The organism is Serratia rubidaea (genome assembly GCF_016026735.1).
Classification (GTDB): Bacteria; Pseudomonadota; Gammaproteobacteria; order Enterobacterales; family Enterobacteriaceae; genus Serratia_B; species Serratia_B rubidaea.
In genome coordinates this window covers 3752843-3768538 of the sequence record NZ_CP065640.1, presented here as the reverse complement: position 1 = coordinate 3768538, position 15696 = coordinate 3752843, and the positions used below count along the sequence as shown (strand labels likewise).

Sequence of the window (15696 nt, the reverse complement as noted above, 5' to 3'; positions counted from 1 at the left end):
CGGCTTTGATAGATGGGATGAATCATGAGCAAAATGGTATTTTGCCGCGGCTGCGGCAAAGAAATTCACGAAACGGCAAGAAGCTGTCCACACTGCGGCGCGCCTCAATCGGTGCCCGGCGAGAAAAACCGCATTGCCGCCGCGCTGCTGGCGTTCTTTCTCGGCGCATTCGGCGTACATAAATTCTATCTGGGGAAAATTGGCCAGGGTTCCTGTACCTGATTTTCTGCTGGACGCTGATCCCGTCCGTTATCGCCTTTATTGAGTTTATTCTCTACCTGTGCCAGTCCGACGAAGAGTTTGCCAGAAAATACGGTTAAACAACGCCTCGATATAAAGGGGTTACGGCAAGTCCTTATATCTGATCCTTCAACCGCATCGCAGGCAGCGGCTTTTTTACCATTGTTGCAGCAACGAGCCGCCCCTCTCTGTAAACATGACCGTCGCCACAGCGCCATTAACTAATGACAGCTGTGGCGGCATATGCCCAATATCAACATCATATAGAACGGGAATGGTAAGCTGGCCTAATGCGGAACAAATAGCATCAAAATAATTTTGTTGTTCAGGATTCGTTACAACCGGCGCGGCACTTCTGCCAATCAATATACCGCTAACGGCGTCAAACCAGCCGTGTATACGCAAGCTGTATAAAGTCCGGGTTAACTCACAAGGCGCCATTTCTGCATTTTCAAAATACAATATAACGCCATCATCGCGATACTGCCGACAAAATAACGGAAAATTGCCAAATTTTGTCCCGGCTAATCGTGATATTGTCTCTAAACAGCCGCCAAGCAGACGTCCTCTAAAACTGACAGAAGTGAGTTGTTCATCCAGACATTTCCATCGTGTCGGTTGCGTAAGATTAAACCCTTTATCTGTCGCTTCTCCCCATCCATTTTCAGCAAGTTGAAAAGCGTTTGATGAGCGCTGTGTAACCACTGTTCCGCGTTCGCTTTCCATAATGCGCCAGATCGCCTGCGTTGTCGGATCCAGAGTTTTGGCGCCAAGATCCATCAGATTAGGGCCGTGTAACGTCGCCCAGCCGGCCAGCGTCGTTAAAGGGAAATGTAAGGTACTCAGATCGGAAAATCCCATAAACCATTTCGGTTCGTTTTTCGCCAACAGCTTAAAATCCAATAGTTCGAGCAATTCCATCGCCAGTTCGCCCCCCCACGGCGGCATCACCGCTTTGACCGCTGGATCCGTTAAAAAAGACATCAGCTCTTGCGCTCGCTCTCGCCTGCCCGCACTTTTATTCTTAAACTGCTTACGCAGGCACTCTCCTTCAACAACGCTAAAGCCTCTTTGCTTAAGCGCGGCTATCGCAAAATCCAAACGAGGATGCAACGCGGCCGGAACGCCAGATGACGGCGCTGTTATGGCAATCAGATCACCCTGAACCAATTTGGGGGGGAAACGGAGGCCCATATCACTCCTTATAACACCCTGGCGTTATTCCAGGACAGAAATCCAAAATGCCAAGTCTAGTTGAGAATTACTGCAAGCTCGAGGTCAGGCATTTCCCGCCATTGAAAATTCAGGCGACGCAGATATATCAACGCGTCCCGCCATACGGGTTTTATTGCCCGCGCCGCGCTATTAGCGAAACTCATCAGCCTGCGGCCATCATGAATAACAATGTTATCAACCTGTTATAAATTGACAGCCCGATCGGGAATATTCATCATCACCACCTATTATCCCGCGATGAGAACGCCCTCATGCCGCTGCAACGCGCCCTGCCGTAGAGACAGAATGCGCTGACAGGACGATGCGCCGCTTGCCCACCCGGCTTCTCTGAACGGTCACTCAGAAGGAATTTTTATGGCCTCTTTTTCCGGTATTTGGGTAGCGTTAGTCACCCCGTTTAATCAACACAGCGTCGACTTTCCCGCGTTAAAACGCCTGGCGCAGCATCTGCTGGCCGCCGGCGTTGACGGGCTGGTGGTATGCGGCACCACCGGCGAAGCCGCCGCGCTCGATAAAGAGGAACAGCTGGCGGTGCTGGACGCGGTGCTTACCGTCGCGCCGGCGCACCAGGTGGTGATGGGGCTGGCCGGCAACAATATGACCGCCACCCTGCAGATGCAGCAGGCGATTCAACAGCGCGATATCGCCGGCGTGCTGGTGCCCGCCCCCTATTACATCCGTCCGTCGCAGTGCGGGCTGGTTGAGTACTTCACCACGCTGGCCGACGCCTCGCGCGTACCGGTGATCCTGTACAACGTGCCTTACCGCACCGGCGTGACGCTGGAGCTGGATACCTTGCGCCAGATTGCCCGCCATCCGCAGGTGAAAGCCATCAAGGAGTGCGGCGGTAATCCGGACGTCACCATGGCGCTGATCGATGACGGCGAGATTGACGTGCTGACCGGCGAGGACAACCTGATCCTCTCCACGCTGTGTCTGGGCGGCACCGGGGCGATCTCGGCCTCGGCGCACCTGTATCCGGAACGCTTTGTACAGCTGGTGCAACAGGTCGCCGACGGCGATCTGCCCGCCGCGCGCGCCAACTTCTATGCGCTGCTGCCGATGATCCGCCAGATGTTCAGCTTCGCCAACCCGGCGCCGGTCAAAGCGGCGCTGGCGCAGCAAGGGCTGTTGCGCAACGAGCTGCGCGCGCCGATGCAGACCGCGCCGCAGGCGCTGCAGCAGCAGCTCGCCGTCACGCTGGCGCAGCTGCAGCCGCAGGGCGAGGCTGTCAGCGAAATTTGTTAGCTGAAGCGCGGCAATTTCATCGCGGCGACGCTAGGATAGAGAGTTAGGCATGCACGCCTTTCATCCTTATCAAGGAGTCAACGATGAAACTGTTCTATAAAGCCGGCGCCTGTTCCCTGTCCCCGCATATCGTGCTGCGCGAGGCGGGGCTGGATTTCACCGCGGAAAAAGTCGATCTGGCCAATAAAACCACCGAGAGCGGCGCCGACTATCTGACGATTAACCCCAAAGGACAGGTTCCGGCGCTGCTGCTGGACGACGGCAGCCTGCTGACCGAAGGCGTGGCGATAGTGCAGTATCTGGCGGATCGGGTGCCCGACCGTCAGCTGATCCCGCCGGCGGGCACGCTGTCGCGCTACCACGCGATTGAATGGCTGAACTTTGTCGCCTCCGATCTGCACAAGGGCTTTAGCCCGCTGTTTAATCCGAAAACGCCGGAAGAGTATCTGGCGATTGCGCGCGCCAAACTGGAGCAGCATTTCCGCTATCTTGACGACACGCTGGCGCAGCGGCACTACCTGCTGGGCAGCCGCTTCAGCGTCGCGGACGCCTACCTGTTTACCGTACTGCGCTGGGCGGTGGCGCTGCAGTTCGATCTGCAGCGCTATCCAAACCTGGCCGGCTATATGAAACGGGTGGCGGCGCGTCCGGCGGTGGCCGCCGCGCTGAATGCCGAAGGGTTGCAGTAAGCGTTGGTCTTCCCCGCCGTCGCGGCGGGGAAAGTCTTATTCCCCGAGCTTCACCGCCGCAAAATAGCAGCGCGGGTTGACGATATAATCCTGCGCGGCGACCACCTGCAGTTCATACTCGCCCATCTCCTTGGTGATCAGCATCACCTCATACACCGCCGCCGTCACGTGCTCCAGCGCCTGATCCAGCGCCTTACCCTGCAGCAGATCCACCAGCAGCAGGCCGCTGGTCAAATCGCCCACGCCCACCGGCTGACGGCTGCCGAAATCCACCAGCGGCCGGCTGATATGCCAGGCCTCATCCGCCGTCACCAGCAGCATCTCAAACGCGTCGCGGCGATAGCCGGCGCGGCTCAGGTGCTTCACCAGCACCACTTTCGGTCCGCGTGCAATCAGCACGCGCGCGGCGTCAACCGCCTGTTCGACGGAGGCTACCTCACGCTGGCTGAGCTGCTCCAGCTCCAGCACGTTCGGCGCCACCATATCGCTGCACGGCAGCGCCTGCTGACACAGAAACTCCGCCACGCCCGGCGCCACGATGCAGCCCTTCTCCGGGTGGCCCATCACCGGATCGCAGAAATACCAGGCATCGGGATTCGCCTGTTTCACCTGACGCACGATATCCAGAATATGGCCGCCCTGCTCGGGGGAGCCGATATAGCCGCTCAGCACCGCGTCGCAGCGCTGCAGCTGGTCGATATCCGCGATGCCCTGGGCGATCTCGCTCAGGTGGCTGGCGGGCATCACGCAGCCGGTCCAGCGGCCGTACTGCGTATGGTTGGAGAACTGCACGGTATTCAGCGGCCAGACGTTAACGCCCATGCGGCGCATGGGGAACTCCGCGGCGCTGTTGCCGGCATGACCGAACACCACGTGTGATTGGATGGAAAGAATGTTTTTCATTGGCGTGCGCAAATCTCAAAGGCCGGGGGCGTGCCGTTCCGGCCGGGTAATGACAAAGGGGCCCGCTGCGGGCCCCTTTCTGTTAATTGCGGTTACTGCCACTCAACCAGGCAGTAATGTTTTTTACCGCGACGCAGCAGCGTATAGCGGCCGAACAGGCGGTCGTCATCGCTGAAGACGTATTCCGCGTTGGACTGCTTCTCGCCGTTCACGCTTACCGCGTTGGAGCCGATCATGGTGCGCGCCTGGCCGCGTGACGGCACCAGCTCGGCGTTAACCAGCGCCTGCTGCAGATCGGCGTCTTTGTCCAGTTTGACCGACGGCATGCCGTCCTGCGCCAGCTGTGCGAAGTCGGCTTCGGTCATCTCATGCAGCGCGCCGGAGAACAGGCTCTGGGTAATACGCTGCGCCGCCGCCAGCCCCTCTTCGCCATGCACCATACGGGTGACTTCTTCCGCCAGCACGTACTGGGCGCGCGGCGCCTTGCCGCTGTTGCGATCCTCTTCCTCCAGCGCGTTGATATCTTCCAGGCTGATAAAGGTGAAGAACTTCAGGAAGCGGTACACGTCCGCATCGGCGGTGTTGATCCAGAACTGGTAGAACTTGTACGGGCTGGTTTTTTCCGGCGCCAGCCATACCGCGCCGCCTTCGGTCTTGCCGAACTTGGTGCCGTCCGCCTTGGTGATCAGCGGCACGGTCAGACCGAACGCCTGCTGCTGGTGCATGCGGCGGGTCAGGTCGATGCCGGAGGTGATGTTGCCCCACTGGTCGGAACCGCCAATCTGCAGCACCACCTGATGACGGCGGTGCAGCTCGGCAAAGTCGTAGCCCTGCAGCAGGTTGTAGGAGAACTCGGTAAAGGAGATGCCGACGTCGTCACGGTTCAGGCGCTGCTTCACCGCTTCTTTGTTGATCATCTGGTTAACGGAGAAGTGTTTGCCGATATCGCGCAGGAAGGTCAGCACGTTCATATCGCCGAACCAGTCATAGTTGTTGGCGGCGATGGCGCTGTTGTCGCCGCAGTCGAAATCGAGGAACGGCGACACCTGTTTGCGGATCTTCTCCACCCACTCGTTAACGGTTTCCGTGGTGTTCAGCTTGCGTTCCGCCGCCTTGAAGCTGGGATCGCCGATCAGGCCGGTCGCCCCGCCCACCAGCGCCACCGGCTTGTGGCCGGCGAGTTGGAAACGCTTCAGGCACAGCAGCGGCACCAGATGGCCCAAATGCAAGCTGTCAGCGGTCGGATCGAAGCCGCAATACAGCGCAATTGGCCCTTGCGCCAGTCGCTCTGCTAACGCTACCTCGTCCGTCACCTGGGCCACCAGGCCCCGCTCTTGCAATTGTTGAATCAGGTTGATGCTAGCCATCAATTTCTCCATGTATAAACGAATGCACCTTTGCCGGTACACGGCCTTCCGCCCGCTGGCGGAATAATAAAATCGGAATGAAGCGCATAGAATAAAGCGCCGGCCTCAACTCTGCCAGCGCTTAACGGTATTTTCTGCCCGTCAGGGCGCCAGTCGGTCAATTTTCCAGTCATTCCCGTCACGCTGGTACAGGAAACGGTCATGTAAACGGTGTTCACCGCCCTGCCAGAACTCAACGGAGTCGAACCTGACGCGGAAACCGCCCCAGAAGCTGGGCAGCGGCACCTCGCAGGACTGGAATTTCTGCTTCAGCTCGAGGAATTTGCTCTCCAGCACGCCGCGCGCCGAAATACGCGTCGACTGCTGCGATACCCAGGCGCCAATCTGGCTGTCCTTCGGCCGGCTGCTGAAGTATTTCATCACCTCCAGCGTCGACAGGCGCTCCGCCGTGCCGAGGAAGCTGACCTGCCGGTCCAGCATATGCCAGGGGAAATGCAGGCTGATTTTCGGGTTATGCGCCAGCTGCTGCGCCTTGCGGCTGCCAAGGTTGGTATAGAACACCAGCCCTTTGTCGTCGTAGTGCTTGAGCAGAACGATGCGCTGATACGGCTGCCCCTGTTCATCCACCGTCGCCACACACATGGCGGTCGGATCGGCCAAGCGCGCTTCGCAGGCCTGCTGCAGCCAGCGTTCAAACAGATCCAGAGGGTTCGCCGTAAGATCCTGACGACGCAGGCCGCCGCGGGTATATTCGCGGCGCAGGTCCGCGACATCAAACTGAGAGTTATCAGACATCTGGTGTATCAACCAACCGAAAAATAGGTGGGGTTATTCTGCGCCCGACGCGCCATAATCTCAATCTTTACCGCACGCCGGGCGCCGTGTCAGTTCACCAGCGTACAGTCGCTCATAATCACTTTATCGTCGCGTTCGACGAATGCGCTCTGCCCTTTGGACCAAAAGGTATATTTGCCGTCGCCGTATTTGGCGCCGGAGGCGGCCAGCTGCTGCTTCAGCGTCAGTTGCTGGCCGTCCAGCAGCAGGTTGACCGTGCTGTCCTCACCGTTAAGCGCCACGGTCAGCGGCGTGGTGCCGCACTGATAGTGCAGCACCTGACTCTGCTGCGGCAGGAAATAGCTGCACCCGCCGAGCGCCAGCGCCAGGCCGGCAAGAAGATATTTTTTCATCGGGTTATTCCTTAATAGTCAGGCGATCGTTTTTATCCTAACAGAGCGTGCGCGGGTGCGACGGGAAAACCGGATAAATCCCACCGAGCAGCGTTTCGCGGCTGGCGCCGGTCACCGACGGCAGGTTACCCGGCTGGCCGGACAGGGTGCGGAACGCCAGCCAGGCGAACGCCAGCGCCTCCATATCGTCGCCGCTGATGCCGAAGCTGTCGGTGGTGCTGACCTCGGTGCCGGGCAGCAGCGCCGCCATGCGCGCCATCAGCAGCGGGTTGCGCGCCCCGCCACCGCACACCAGCAGCCGCTCGCTGCCGCCGGCCAGCATCACCTGCTCGCAGATGGTGACGGCGGTCAGCTCCACCAGCGTGGCCATCACGTCCGCCGCGCCGATGCCCGGCAACTGCGCCAGCTGCTGCTCCAGCCAGCCGATATTGAAGTACTCCCGGCCGGTGCTCTTCGGCGCCGGCAGCGCAAAATAGGGATCCGCCAACATCTGCTGCAGCAGCGGCAGGCAGACCCGCCCGCTCATTGCCCAGACCGCATCCTGGTCATACGGCTGTTGGCGATGGCGCCATATCCAGGCGTCCATCAGCATATTGCCCGGCCCGGTGTCAAAACCACGCACCGGCATGCCCGGCAGCAGCATGGACAAATTGGCGATGCCGCCGATATTCAGCACCATGCGCCGCTCCGACGGGTGCGACAGCAGCGCCTGATGAAACGCCGGCACCAGCGGCGCGCCCTGTCCGCCGTAGGCCATATCGCGGCGGCGGAAATCGCCGACGGTGGTAATGTTGGTCAGCGCAGCGATGCGGTTATTGTCGCCCAGCTGCATCGAAAAGCGCGTTTCCCCTTCCGGCTCGTGCCAGATGGTCTGCCCGTGGCAGCCGATGGCGGTGATCTCATGCGCCGGCACGCCGGTCTGCGCCAGCAGCCCCAGCACCGCTTCGCCGAACAGCGTGCCCAGCCGGGCGTCCAGTTGCCCGACGGCGGACACCGTGGTTGGCTGGCCCTGGCACATGCCGAGGATCTCATGCTTGAGCGCAATCGGCAGCGGATGGCTATAGCTGGCCTGCTGCGCCACCATACGTTCATCAATGGCGGCCAGCACCACGTCCACTCCGTCCAGACTGGTGCCGGACATCACGCCGATATAGCGGCCTGACTTCATAAACCTATCCTTTACCCATCACGGGTATGCCTAATCGTTGTCACTCAGATAAATAAACCAGAATTAAACTATTAACGCCATGAATTAGGATGCCTTTTTTGCGATTGTGAGAGAAAACGTTTATTTTTAACGCGCGCCGGGCGCATGTTTCCCCCCAAGCGTCACGGGGAATGTGTGATAAATTTAAACCACCGTTTATTATTGGTTGAGCGGTGTACGATTATGCTGGAAGGAGCGATAAAGAGTGGCGCTGCGCGGCCTTATCCGCCCAAAGTCATTCGAGTTGCAGGAAGGCGGCCAGGGAAGGAATCCCGATGAGCTTGCTCAAGGTGGCGGAGTGCAGCCAACACGCCGGCAGCCTGAAGTATGGCGGGTATAGGCATTTACGCAGCTTTGGACCATACTTTGTCTATCTTTCACCGAATCTCGCCTGGGATGGCCAGGTTATGGAATACTAAAATCAGGAGTTTTATATGATCAAACGTCTTATCGTTGTTGCTCTTGCCGGGCTGACGCTGGCCGGCTGTGCCAATGATTCCATGTCTGGCGATGTTTATACGTCGGCGCAGGCGAAGCAGGTGCAGCAGGCCAGCTACGGCACGCTGGTTTCCGTGCGTCCGGTGAAAATCCAGGGCGAAGGCGGTTCTAACATGCTCGGCACCATCGGCGGCGCGGTGATTGGCGGCTTCCTGGGCAACACCATCGGCGGCGGCACCGGCCGCAGCCTGGCCACCGCAGCGGGCGCGGTTGCCGGCGGCGTGGCCGGCGATCAGATCGGCGAAGTTGCCGGCCGCACCGCCGGCGTCGAGCTGGAAATCCGTCCGGACACCAAAGGCGACAACATTGTCGTGGTGCAAAAAGCGGGCGCCACCAAGTTCAGCCCGGGCCAGCGCGTGCGCATGGCGCGTTCCGGCAACACGGTTACCGTTTCCCCGCTGTAAACGCACCGTTTTCCAACGTAAAACCGGAGGCCCTGGCCTCCGGTTTTATTTTTTGCTGCTGTAAATGTAATCGTGCAATGCTTTAAAAATTATTGTTTATTCTGTAAATCGGTAATGTTCTGCTCAAGTTTACTAATCAGCGTCACCAACAGCTGCACCTCTTCCGGCGTGATGCCGCTCAGGATTTCGCCGCGCGTCGAACTGATAACGCTGTCCACCTCACGAATAATCGGCGCTGCGGCCTCGGTCAGTTTAATACGCTTCGCCCGCCGATCGTTGGCGCAGATATGCCGCGTGATCAGCCCCTTCTCTTCCAGCTGGTCCAGCGTACGCACCAGTGAAGGTTGCTCAATGCCAATCGCCTTAGCCAGCTGAATCTGCGACTGCTCCGGCGGCAGCCGACTGATATTGTGCAGCGTTACCCAATGCGTCTGAGTGAGCTCCAGCGGTTTTAGCCGATGATCGATGAGCGCGCGCCAAACACGAACCAATCGTGCTAAATCCGAACCTAACGTTGATTCCACTTACCCCTCCTTATAATTAGCATGCTAATATTAATCTCCCAGATGATACTCTATTTTGGGTAAATCACATTAAAAATACAAATGTATATAATGGATATTCTCAAATTCGCCAGTAAACTTAGCAGCATTTGGTTACCAAATATTCGAATATATTACACATTTGCACGTAGGAATAGTTAAATTGATTACCCCATGGTTACATTCGAGCGCACCGCTGCCCGATTTGGTATTGGGCGCATCGCTTTATTTCCCCCCCATGTTTAAAGCATTCTTACTGGGCCTGGTTTTTTGGCTGCTGGCGCATCGCCTGCTGCGCAACTGGCTCTATTCCGGCGAAATCTGGCATCCGATGTTAATGGATTTATCCATTTTCATCATTGCCGTCAGCGGCTCTTTGTGGATCTTAGCGAGTTGGTAACCGATGAAGTATAAAACATTAAAATATTTTTCCACGGTGATTGTCTGCGCCGTCGCCATTTGCGCCGGCTGGTGGCTGTGGAATTATTATATGCAGTCTCCCTGGACCCGCGACGGCAAAGTGCGCGCGGAACTGGTCAATATCACACCGGAAGTCTCAGGCCGGCTGACCCAAATAACCGTACACGATAACCAATATGTTTCCGCCGGCAGCCTGATTTTCAGCCTGGATGCCGAGCCTTACCGCATCGCGCTGGCGCATGCCGACGCGGCGCTTGCCAAGGCGCAGTCTGACCTGGCGAAGGCCGAGCATGAAGCCGCGCGCCGGCGTGGACTGCCGCGCGACGTTATTTCCAGTGAGTCGTTAGACGCTGCAAATTTAACCGCCCAGGCAATGAAAGCGGCGTATAAAGCGGCGCAGGCAAATCTTGAACAGGCAAAATGGAATTTAAGTAAAACGCAAATTTATGCGCCGACCGATGGCTATATCACTAATTTGCAGGCGCGGGTGGGTAACTATGCCAGCGCCGGCTCCCCGCTGGTGGCGTTGGTCGATGTGCACTCCTTTTATGTGCTCGGCTATTTCGAAGAAACCAAGCTCAAGCATATTAAAGAGGGAAACAAAGCGGACATCGTTTTATATAACGGCAATGTGCCTTTACAGGGTGAGGTCGAGAGCATCGGTCGCGCTATTTATGACCAAAGCGTCGAAAACGGCGGCGATTTATTAATGGATGTTAAACCCAATGTCCCCTGGGTGCGTTTGGCGCAACGCGTACCGGTGCGGATAAAATTGCGCGATGTGCCCGCCGATCTGACGCTGGTGGCCGGCACCACCTGCACCATTTCGATACATCAGTAGGCTTAATCAATGAACCTGCCGTTTCTGGAGTGGAAACGTACGCCCTGGGGCCGCGCTACCGGCGGCCAGTGGCGCTACGCGCTGCGTAATTCGCTGGCGATGTGTCTGGCGCTCTGGGTGGCGTTCGCCCTCGACCTCGACGAACCCTACTGGGCGCTGACCTCGGCGGCGGTAGTCAGCTTCCCCACGGTGGGCGGCGTTATCAGCAAAAGCATCGGTCGGATTATCGGCAGCCTGGTCGGCGCCGCGGCGTCGGTCGCCATCGCCGGCCACTGCCTGAATGACCCCTGGCTGTTCACGCTGTTTATCGCCGCCTGGATCGGGCTGTGCACCTATATTTCCAACCACTACCAGAATAATGTCTCCTATGCCTTCGCCCTGTCGGGCTACACCGCCGCCATTATCGCCTTCAGTACCGTCAACATGACGGATACGCTGGATATCTTCGACCTCGCCCAGGCGCGCGTCTGCGAGGTGATTACCGGTATCCTGTGCGGCGCGCTGATGATGATGATCCTGCCCAGCACCTCCGACGGCGCAACGCTGCTGACCTCGCTGCGCCGCATGCATCTGCGCCTGCTGGAGCACGCCGACATGCTGTGGCGTCCGGAGATTACGCCGCAGATCCGCACCTCGCACGAAGGGGTCATCAGCCAGATCCTCACCATGAACCTGCTGCGGATTCAGGCGTTCTGGAGCCACTACCGGCTGCGCCGGCAAAACCATCTGCTCAACTATATGCTGCACCTGCAGCTGCGCCTGACCAGCGTCATCTCCAGCCTGCGGCGCATGCTGCTCAACTGGCCGGATCCGCCGGCCAACCTGGCGCCGGTGCTGGCGCAGCTGCTGGAAGAGCTGCGCGATGCGCATACCGACAAATACCGGCTGGCGAAAATCCTGCAGCAGATCGCACCGCGGGACGAGGCGGACTACCGCCACCGCGCCTTCTTCCTGCGGTTGCGCAACTTCTGCTGGCTGTATCTGCAGGCCAACCGCTGGCTGCTGCAGCTGGAAAGCGCCACGCCGGTCAGCAGCATGCAGCCTCCGGCGGTCAGCGCGCTGGCGCGCCATACCGACAGCTATGAGGCGGCCTACAACGGGGTGCGCACCTTTTTAAGCATCGTGATCGGCTGCGCCTACTGGATTAACACCCAGTGGGAGGCCGGCAGCGCCGCGCTGACGCTGACCGCCATCAGCTGCGTGCTCTACTCCGCCACGCCGTCGCCGATCAAAAGCATCACCACGCTGTTAAAGGCGCTGATTCTACTGTCCGTCGGCTGTTTTGTGGTGAAGTTCGGCCTGATGGTGCAGATCGACGATTTCTGGCTGTTCTGCGCCTTTCTGTTCCCGGTGCTGGTCACCATGCAGATGCTCAAACTGCAGCACCCGCCCTACGCGGCGCTGTGGGGACAGCTGATCGTTTTTATGGGCTCTTTTCTCACTATCACCAACCCGCCGAGCTACGACTATCAGTCGTTCCTCAATGACAATATCGGCAAGATCGTCGGGGTGCTGCTGGCCGGGCTGGCCTTTCAGATCCTGCGCCCCAGCTCGGACAAGCGCAAAAGCCGACGCATTATTCGCGCCCTGCGGCGCGACTTTATCGACCAGCTGAGCAGTAAGCCGCAGCTGCGTCAGAGCCGGTTTGAATCGCTGATTTACCACCGCATCAGCCAGCTGAATCAGAGCCAGGATCAGGAAGCGCGCACCTGGCTGCTGCGCTGGGGCGTGGTGCTGCTCAACTGCAGCCATATCGTCTGGCAACTGCGCGACTGGCAGACGCGCTCCGACCCGCTCGCGGCGGTGCGCGATCGCTGTATTCACTGCCTGCGCGGCATTATGACGGAGAAAGGCGTCCAGCACCGTTCGCTGGATACAACGCTGCAGGAGTTACAGCGGATCAGCGATGCGCTGGCGCAGCATCATGAGCCGGCGGCGCGGGAACTGGCCGGGCTGGTGTGGCGGCTGTACTGTTCGCTGCAGCAGCTGCGACAGGCGATCGCCCCGCCGCAGGACGACGGAGCCACCGTCACGGCGACCCCGTCCTGACGCGTGGTTATTTAATCACCCCGCAGGCGAAGCGATCGCCGCCGCCGCCCAGCGGTTTCGGCTGGTCGGCATGGTTATCGCCGCCGACGTGCACCATCAGCGCCTTGCCTTCAATCTCGCTGATTTTTTTCAGCCGCGGCGCCAGCACCGGGTAGCTGGCGGTGCCGTCCTCGGCCACGTAGATGGCCGGCAAGTCCCCCAGGTGGCCATCAGCATACGGCCCCAGGTGTTTGCCGGTTTTCTGCGGGTCAAAGTGGCCGCCGGCCGCCAGTGCCGCCACCGCCTTGCCCTCTTTCATCGCCGGTTCGCAGCTGCCGTTTTCATGTACGTGAAAACCGTGAATGCCGGCAGGCAACGCTTTTAGCTGCGGCGTGAACTGCAGCCCGTACGGCGTTTCGCTGATGGCGATCTTGCCAATATCCTGACCGATGCCCTGCGCGGTCACCAAATGTATCTCCACCTCTTCCGTTGCCGCCTGGGCGACGCCGCAGGCCAGCAGACCGATTGCCGCACACCAGAAATGTTTCATAAATCAACCTCTCCATTCATGTCCGTTATCGAACCTTGAGTATATACCCGTCATACTTCAAGTTGCAGGTGCGTTGCCGGCGCTCAGTCACCCGAATCACTTACCGGTGTAAGCTTATCGGGATTCCTTCCCTTGCCGCCTTCCTGCAACTCGAATTATTTAGGGTAACTACCCGTCATACTTCAAGCTGCAGGTGCGTTGCCGGCGCTCAGTCACCCGAATCACTTACCGGTGTAAGCTCATCGGGATTCCTTCCCTTGCCGCCTTCCTGCAACTCGAATTATTTAGGGTACAACAAACAGGCATCACCACACCCGGCGGGTGCACAATATTGCCTGTCCGGCTCGCATAATTATCCATCTGTGCTAATACTTTTTTACCGCTTGTGGTCTGTCATCTGACCAGTTGTCATTCGGCTTACCCTGTTTAACCTACACCCCGGCTGCCGAAGATCATCATACGAATCACCAACATAACGGCAACCGGCATCAAAAGGAACTGGCTATGGGCATTTTTGATTACCGTGAGACGGACGCTGCGGCGTCTAAAACGCTGTTCGCCGACGCGATGGCGATCTCCCACTATGCATACCATAACATCGACAACGGTTTCGCCGTCGGCTACCAGCATAACGGCTATGGCCTGGGACTGCCGCTGACCCTGGTCGGCGGCATCCTCGGCAGTACCGACTCGCAGGGCGCGCTGCCCGGCATTCCCTGGAACCCGGATGCGGAAAAAGCCGCGCTGGAGGCGGTCACCGCCGCCGGCTGGACGCGGGTCAGTGCGCAGCAGCTGGGCTACCAGGGAAAAACCGACGACCGCGGCACCTATTTCGGCGAAAGCAAGGGCTACGAAACGGCGCAGGCGGAGGTGCTGGCGAAATATGACGACGCCGGCAGGCTGACCGAGATTGGCATCGCCTTTCGCGGCACCAGCGGGCCGCGCGAGTCGATCATCAGTGACAGCATCGGCGATGTGATTAACGATCTGCTGGCCGGCTTCGGCCCGGCGGGCTATGCCGACCACTATGCGCTCAACGCCTTTAATACCCTGCTGGGGGACGTGGCGCGTTTTGCGCAACAAAACGGCCTGAGCGGTGAAGACGTGGTGGTCAGCGGCCACAGCCTGGGCGGCATGGCCGTCAACAGCATGGCCAGCATGAGCGACGCGCACTGGGGTGGTTTTTACTCGCACGCCAACTATGTGGCGTTCGCCTCGCCCACCCAGCATCAGGGGGACGATCGGGTGCTGAATATCGGTTACGAAAACGATCCGGTGTTCCGCGCCCTCGACGGCAGCACGATGACCGCCGGTTCGCTGGGGGTGCATGACGGCGTGAAAGAGCACGCCACCAATAATATCGTCAACTTTAACGATCACTACGCCTCCACCGTCTGGAATGCGCTGCCGTTTTCCATCCTGAATATTCCCACCTGGCTGTCGCACCTGCCCAGCGCCTATCAGGATGGCCTGACGCGGGTGCTGGACTCGGCGTTTTACGCCCTTACCGAGCAGAACTCGACGGTGATCGTCTCCAACCTGTCCGACGTTACCCGCGGCGACACCTGGGTGACAGATCTCAACCGCAATGCCGAGACCCACAGCGGGCCGACGTTTATCATCGGCAGCGACGGTAACGATTTGATTAAGGGCGGCCAGGGCAACGACTACCTCGAGGGACGCGCCGGTGATGACACCTTCCGCGACGGCGGCGGCTATAACTGGATCCTCGGCGGCGACGGCAGCAATACGCTGGACATTGAGCAATCGCTGCAGCAGCGTGAGGTGGCGTACGACGGCGTCAACCTGTATCTGCGCGACGCCGACGGCGGCATTACCCTCGCCGAGAATATCGCCACGCTGCGCAGTAAAGAGTCGCAGCTGATCGTGCTGAATAAAAACGTTGACCATCAGGTCACCGCGGATGGTCTGCTTTCGGCGTCCGGGCTGACCGCCTACGCCGATTCGCTCAACGGCGGCGACGGCGCCGACAGCCTGACGGCGACGCAGGCCGGCGGCTGGCTGTTCGGACTGGCGGGCGACGATACGCTGAACGGCCAGTTCGGCGGCCATACGTTTGTCGGCGGCGCCGGCAACGACCAGCTGCAGGCCGGCGGCGGCAACAATACGTTTCTGTTCAGCGGCAGCTTCGGCCACGATCGGTTGGAAGGATGGCAGGCGAGCGACAAACTGGTGTTTATCGGCGCCGGCAGTCAGGTCGAGTATCACCAAGCGGATAACAACCTGACCATCGGGCTGGGTGACAACAGCGTCACGCTGGTCGGCGTCAGCCAGCAGTCGCTGCAGGACGGCCAGCTGATTGTGGCCTGATTAAC

The 15696-nt window shown here is 59.1% G+C and carries 15 protein-coding genes and 1 pseudogene; 8 read left to right on the top strand and 8 right to left on the bottom strand.

Going from position 1 to position 15696, the window contains the following annotated elements:
- Window positions 1-24: 24 nt before the first annotated feature.
- Window positions 25-320, top strand: a pseudogene (locus I6G83_RS17685) (NINE protein).
- Between the two features lie 76 nt (window positions 321-396).
- Here the strand turns inward: I6G83_RS17685 and I6G83_RS17680 are convergent.
- The gene (locus I6G83_RS17680) at window positions 397-1434 is read right to left on the bottom strand and encodes a S66 family peptidase (RefSeq protein ID WP_054306114.1); all 1038 of its coding nucleotides are present in this window, start codon (window positions 1432-1434) and stop codon (window positions 397-399) included.
- A gap of 396 nt (window positions 1435-1830) precedes the next feature.
- On the opposite strand from I6G83_RS17680, the gene dapA reads away from it, so the two are divergent.
- The gene (dapA, locus tag I6G83_RS17675; protein ID WP_054306115.1) at window positions 1831-2724 is read left to right on the top strand and encodes a 4-hydroxy-tetrahydrodipicolinate synthase; all 894 of its coding nucleotides are present in this window, start codon (window positions 1831-1833) and stop codon (window positions 2722-2724) included.
- Window positions 2725-2807: 83 nt separating this feature from the next.
- Window positions 2808-3413 (top strand): glutathione transferase GstA, encoded by a 606-nt coding sequence (gene gstA, locus I6G83_RS17670; RefSeq protein ID WP_054306116.1) that lies wholly within the window; start codon window positions 2808-2810, stop codon window positions 3411-3413.
- Between the two features lie 36 nt (window positions 3414-3449).
- On the opposite strand, the gene pdxY is transcribed toward gstA, so the two are convergent.
- From pdxY to anmK, 5 genes are all read right to left on the bottom strand, one after another.
- On the bottom strand, window positions 3450-4316 hold the full coding sequence (gene pdxY, locus I6G83_RS17665) for a pyridoxal kinase PdxY (RefSeq protein WP_054306117.1): 867 nt from the start codon (window positions 4314-4316) through the stop codon (window positions 3450-3452).
- 92 nt (window positions 4317-4408) lie between these two features.
- Complete coding sequence (gene tyrS / locus I6G83_RS17660; protein WP_054306118.1) at window positions 4409-5683, bottom strand: tyrosine--tRNA ligase; 1275 nt, start codon at window positions 5681-5683, stop codon at window positions 4409-4411.
- 141 nt (window positions 5684-5824) lie between these two features.
- Window positions 5825-6478 (bottom strand): pyridoxamine 5'-phosphate oxidase, encoded by a 654-nt coding sequence (gene pdxH, locus I6G83_RS17655; protein WP_054306119.1) that lies wholly within the window; start codon window positions 6476-6478, stop codon window positions 5825-5827.
- A gap of 89 nt (window positions 6479-6567) precedes the next feature.
- Window positions 6568-6870 (bottom strand): MliC family protein, encoded by a 303-nt coding sequence (locus I6G83_RS17650; RefSeq protein ID WP_015672196.1) that lies wholly within the window; start codon window positions 6868-6870, stop codon window positions 6568-6570.
- A 37-nt stretch (window positions 6871-6907) separates the two neighbouring features.
- Window positions 6908-8038, bottom strand: coding sequence for an anhydro-N-acetylmuramic acid kinase (gene anmK, locus I6G83_RS17645; RefSeq protein ID WP_054306120.1), 1131 nt, complete (start codon window positions 8036-8038; stop codon window positions 6908-6910).
- 473 nt (window positions 8039-8511) lie between these two features.
- On the opposite strand from anmK, the gene I6G83_RS17640 reads away from it, so the two are divergent.
- On the top strand, window positions 8512-8979 hold the full coding sequence (locus I6G83_RS17640) for an outer membrane lipoprotein (protein ID WP_054306121.1): 468 nt from the start codon (window positions 8512-8514) through the stop codon (window positions 8977-8979).
- An 89-nt stretch (window positions 8980-9068) separates the two neighbouring features.
- Here the strand turns inward: I6G83_RS17640 and slyA are convergent, their stop codons facing one another.
- A complete protein-coding gene (slyA, locus tag I6G83_RS17635; protein ID WP_015672193.1) occupies window positions 9069-9503 on the bottom strand; it encodes a transcriptional regulator SlyA in 435 nt (144 codons plus the stop codon).
- A 181-nt stretch (window positions 9504-9684) separates the two neighbouring features.
- On the opposite strand from slyA, the gene I6G83_RS17630 reads away from it, so the two are divergent.
- The 3 genes from I6G83_RS17630 to I6G83_RS17620 are packed head-to-tail and all read left to right on the top strand — an operon-like array spanning window position 9685 to window position 12831.
- Window positions 9685-9921, top strand: coding sequence for a DUF1656 domain-containing protein (locus I6G83_RS17630; protein WP_071889324.1), 237 nt, complete (start codon window positions 9685-9687; stop codon window positions 9919-9921).
- A gap of 3 nt (window positions 9922-9924) precedes the next feature.
- Window positions 9925-10782, top strand: coding sequence for an efflux RND transporter periplasmic adaptor subunit (locus I6G83_RS17625; RefSeq protein ID WP_054306122.1), 858 nt, complete (start codon window positions 9925-9927; stop codon window positions 10780-10782).
- A gap of 9 nt (window positions 10783-10791) precedes the next feature.
- Window positions 10792-12831: an FUSC family protein gene (locus I6G83_RS17620; RefSeq protein WP_054306123.1), complete on the top strand. Its 2040-nt coding sequence runs from the start codon at window positions 10792-10794 to the stop codon at window positions 12829-12831.
- A gap of 7 nt (window positions 12832-12838) precedes the next feature.
- Here I6G83_RS17620 and sodC read toward each other — a convergent pair whose 3' ends face one another.
- Window positions 12839-13360, bottom strand: coding sequence for a superoxide dismutase family protein (gene sodC, locus I6G83_RS17615; protein ID WP_054306124.1), 522 nt, complete (start codon window positions 13358-13360; stop codon window positions 12839-12841).
- Between the two features lie 504 nt (window positions 13361-13864).
- On the opposite strand from sodC, the gene I6G83_RS17610 reads away from it, so the two are divergent.
- Entirely contained in the window at window positions 13865-15691 is a 1827-nt protein-coding gene (locus tag I6G83_RS17610; protein ID WP_054307841.1) for a polyurethane esterase, read from the top strand.
- The last annotated feature ends 5 nt before the right edge of the window (window positions 15692-15696 follow it).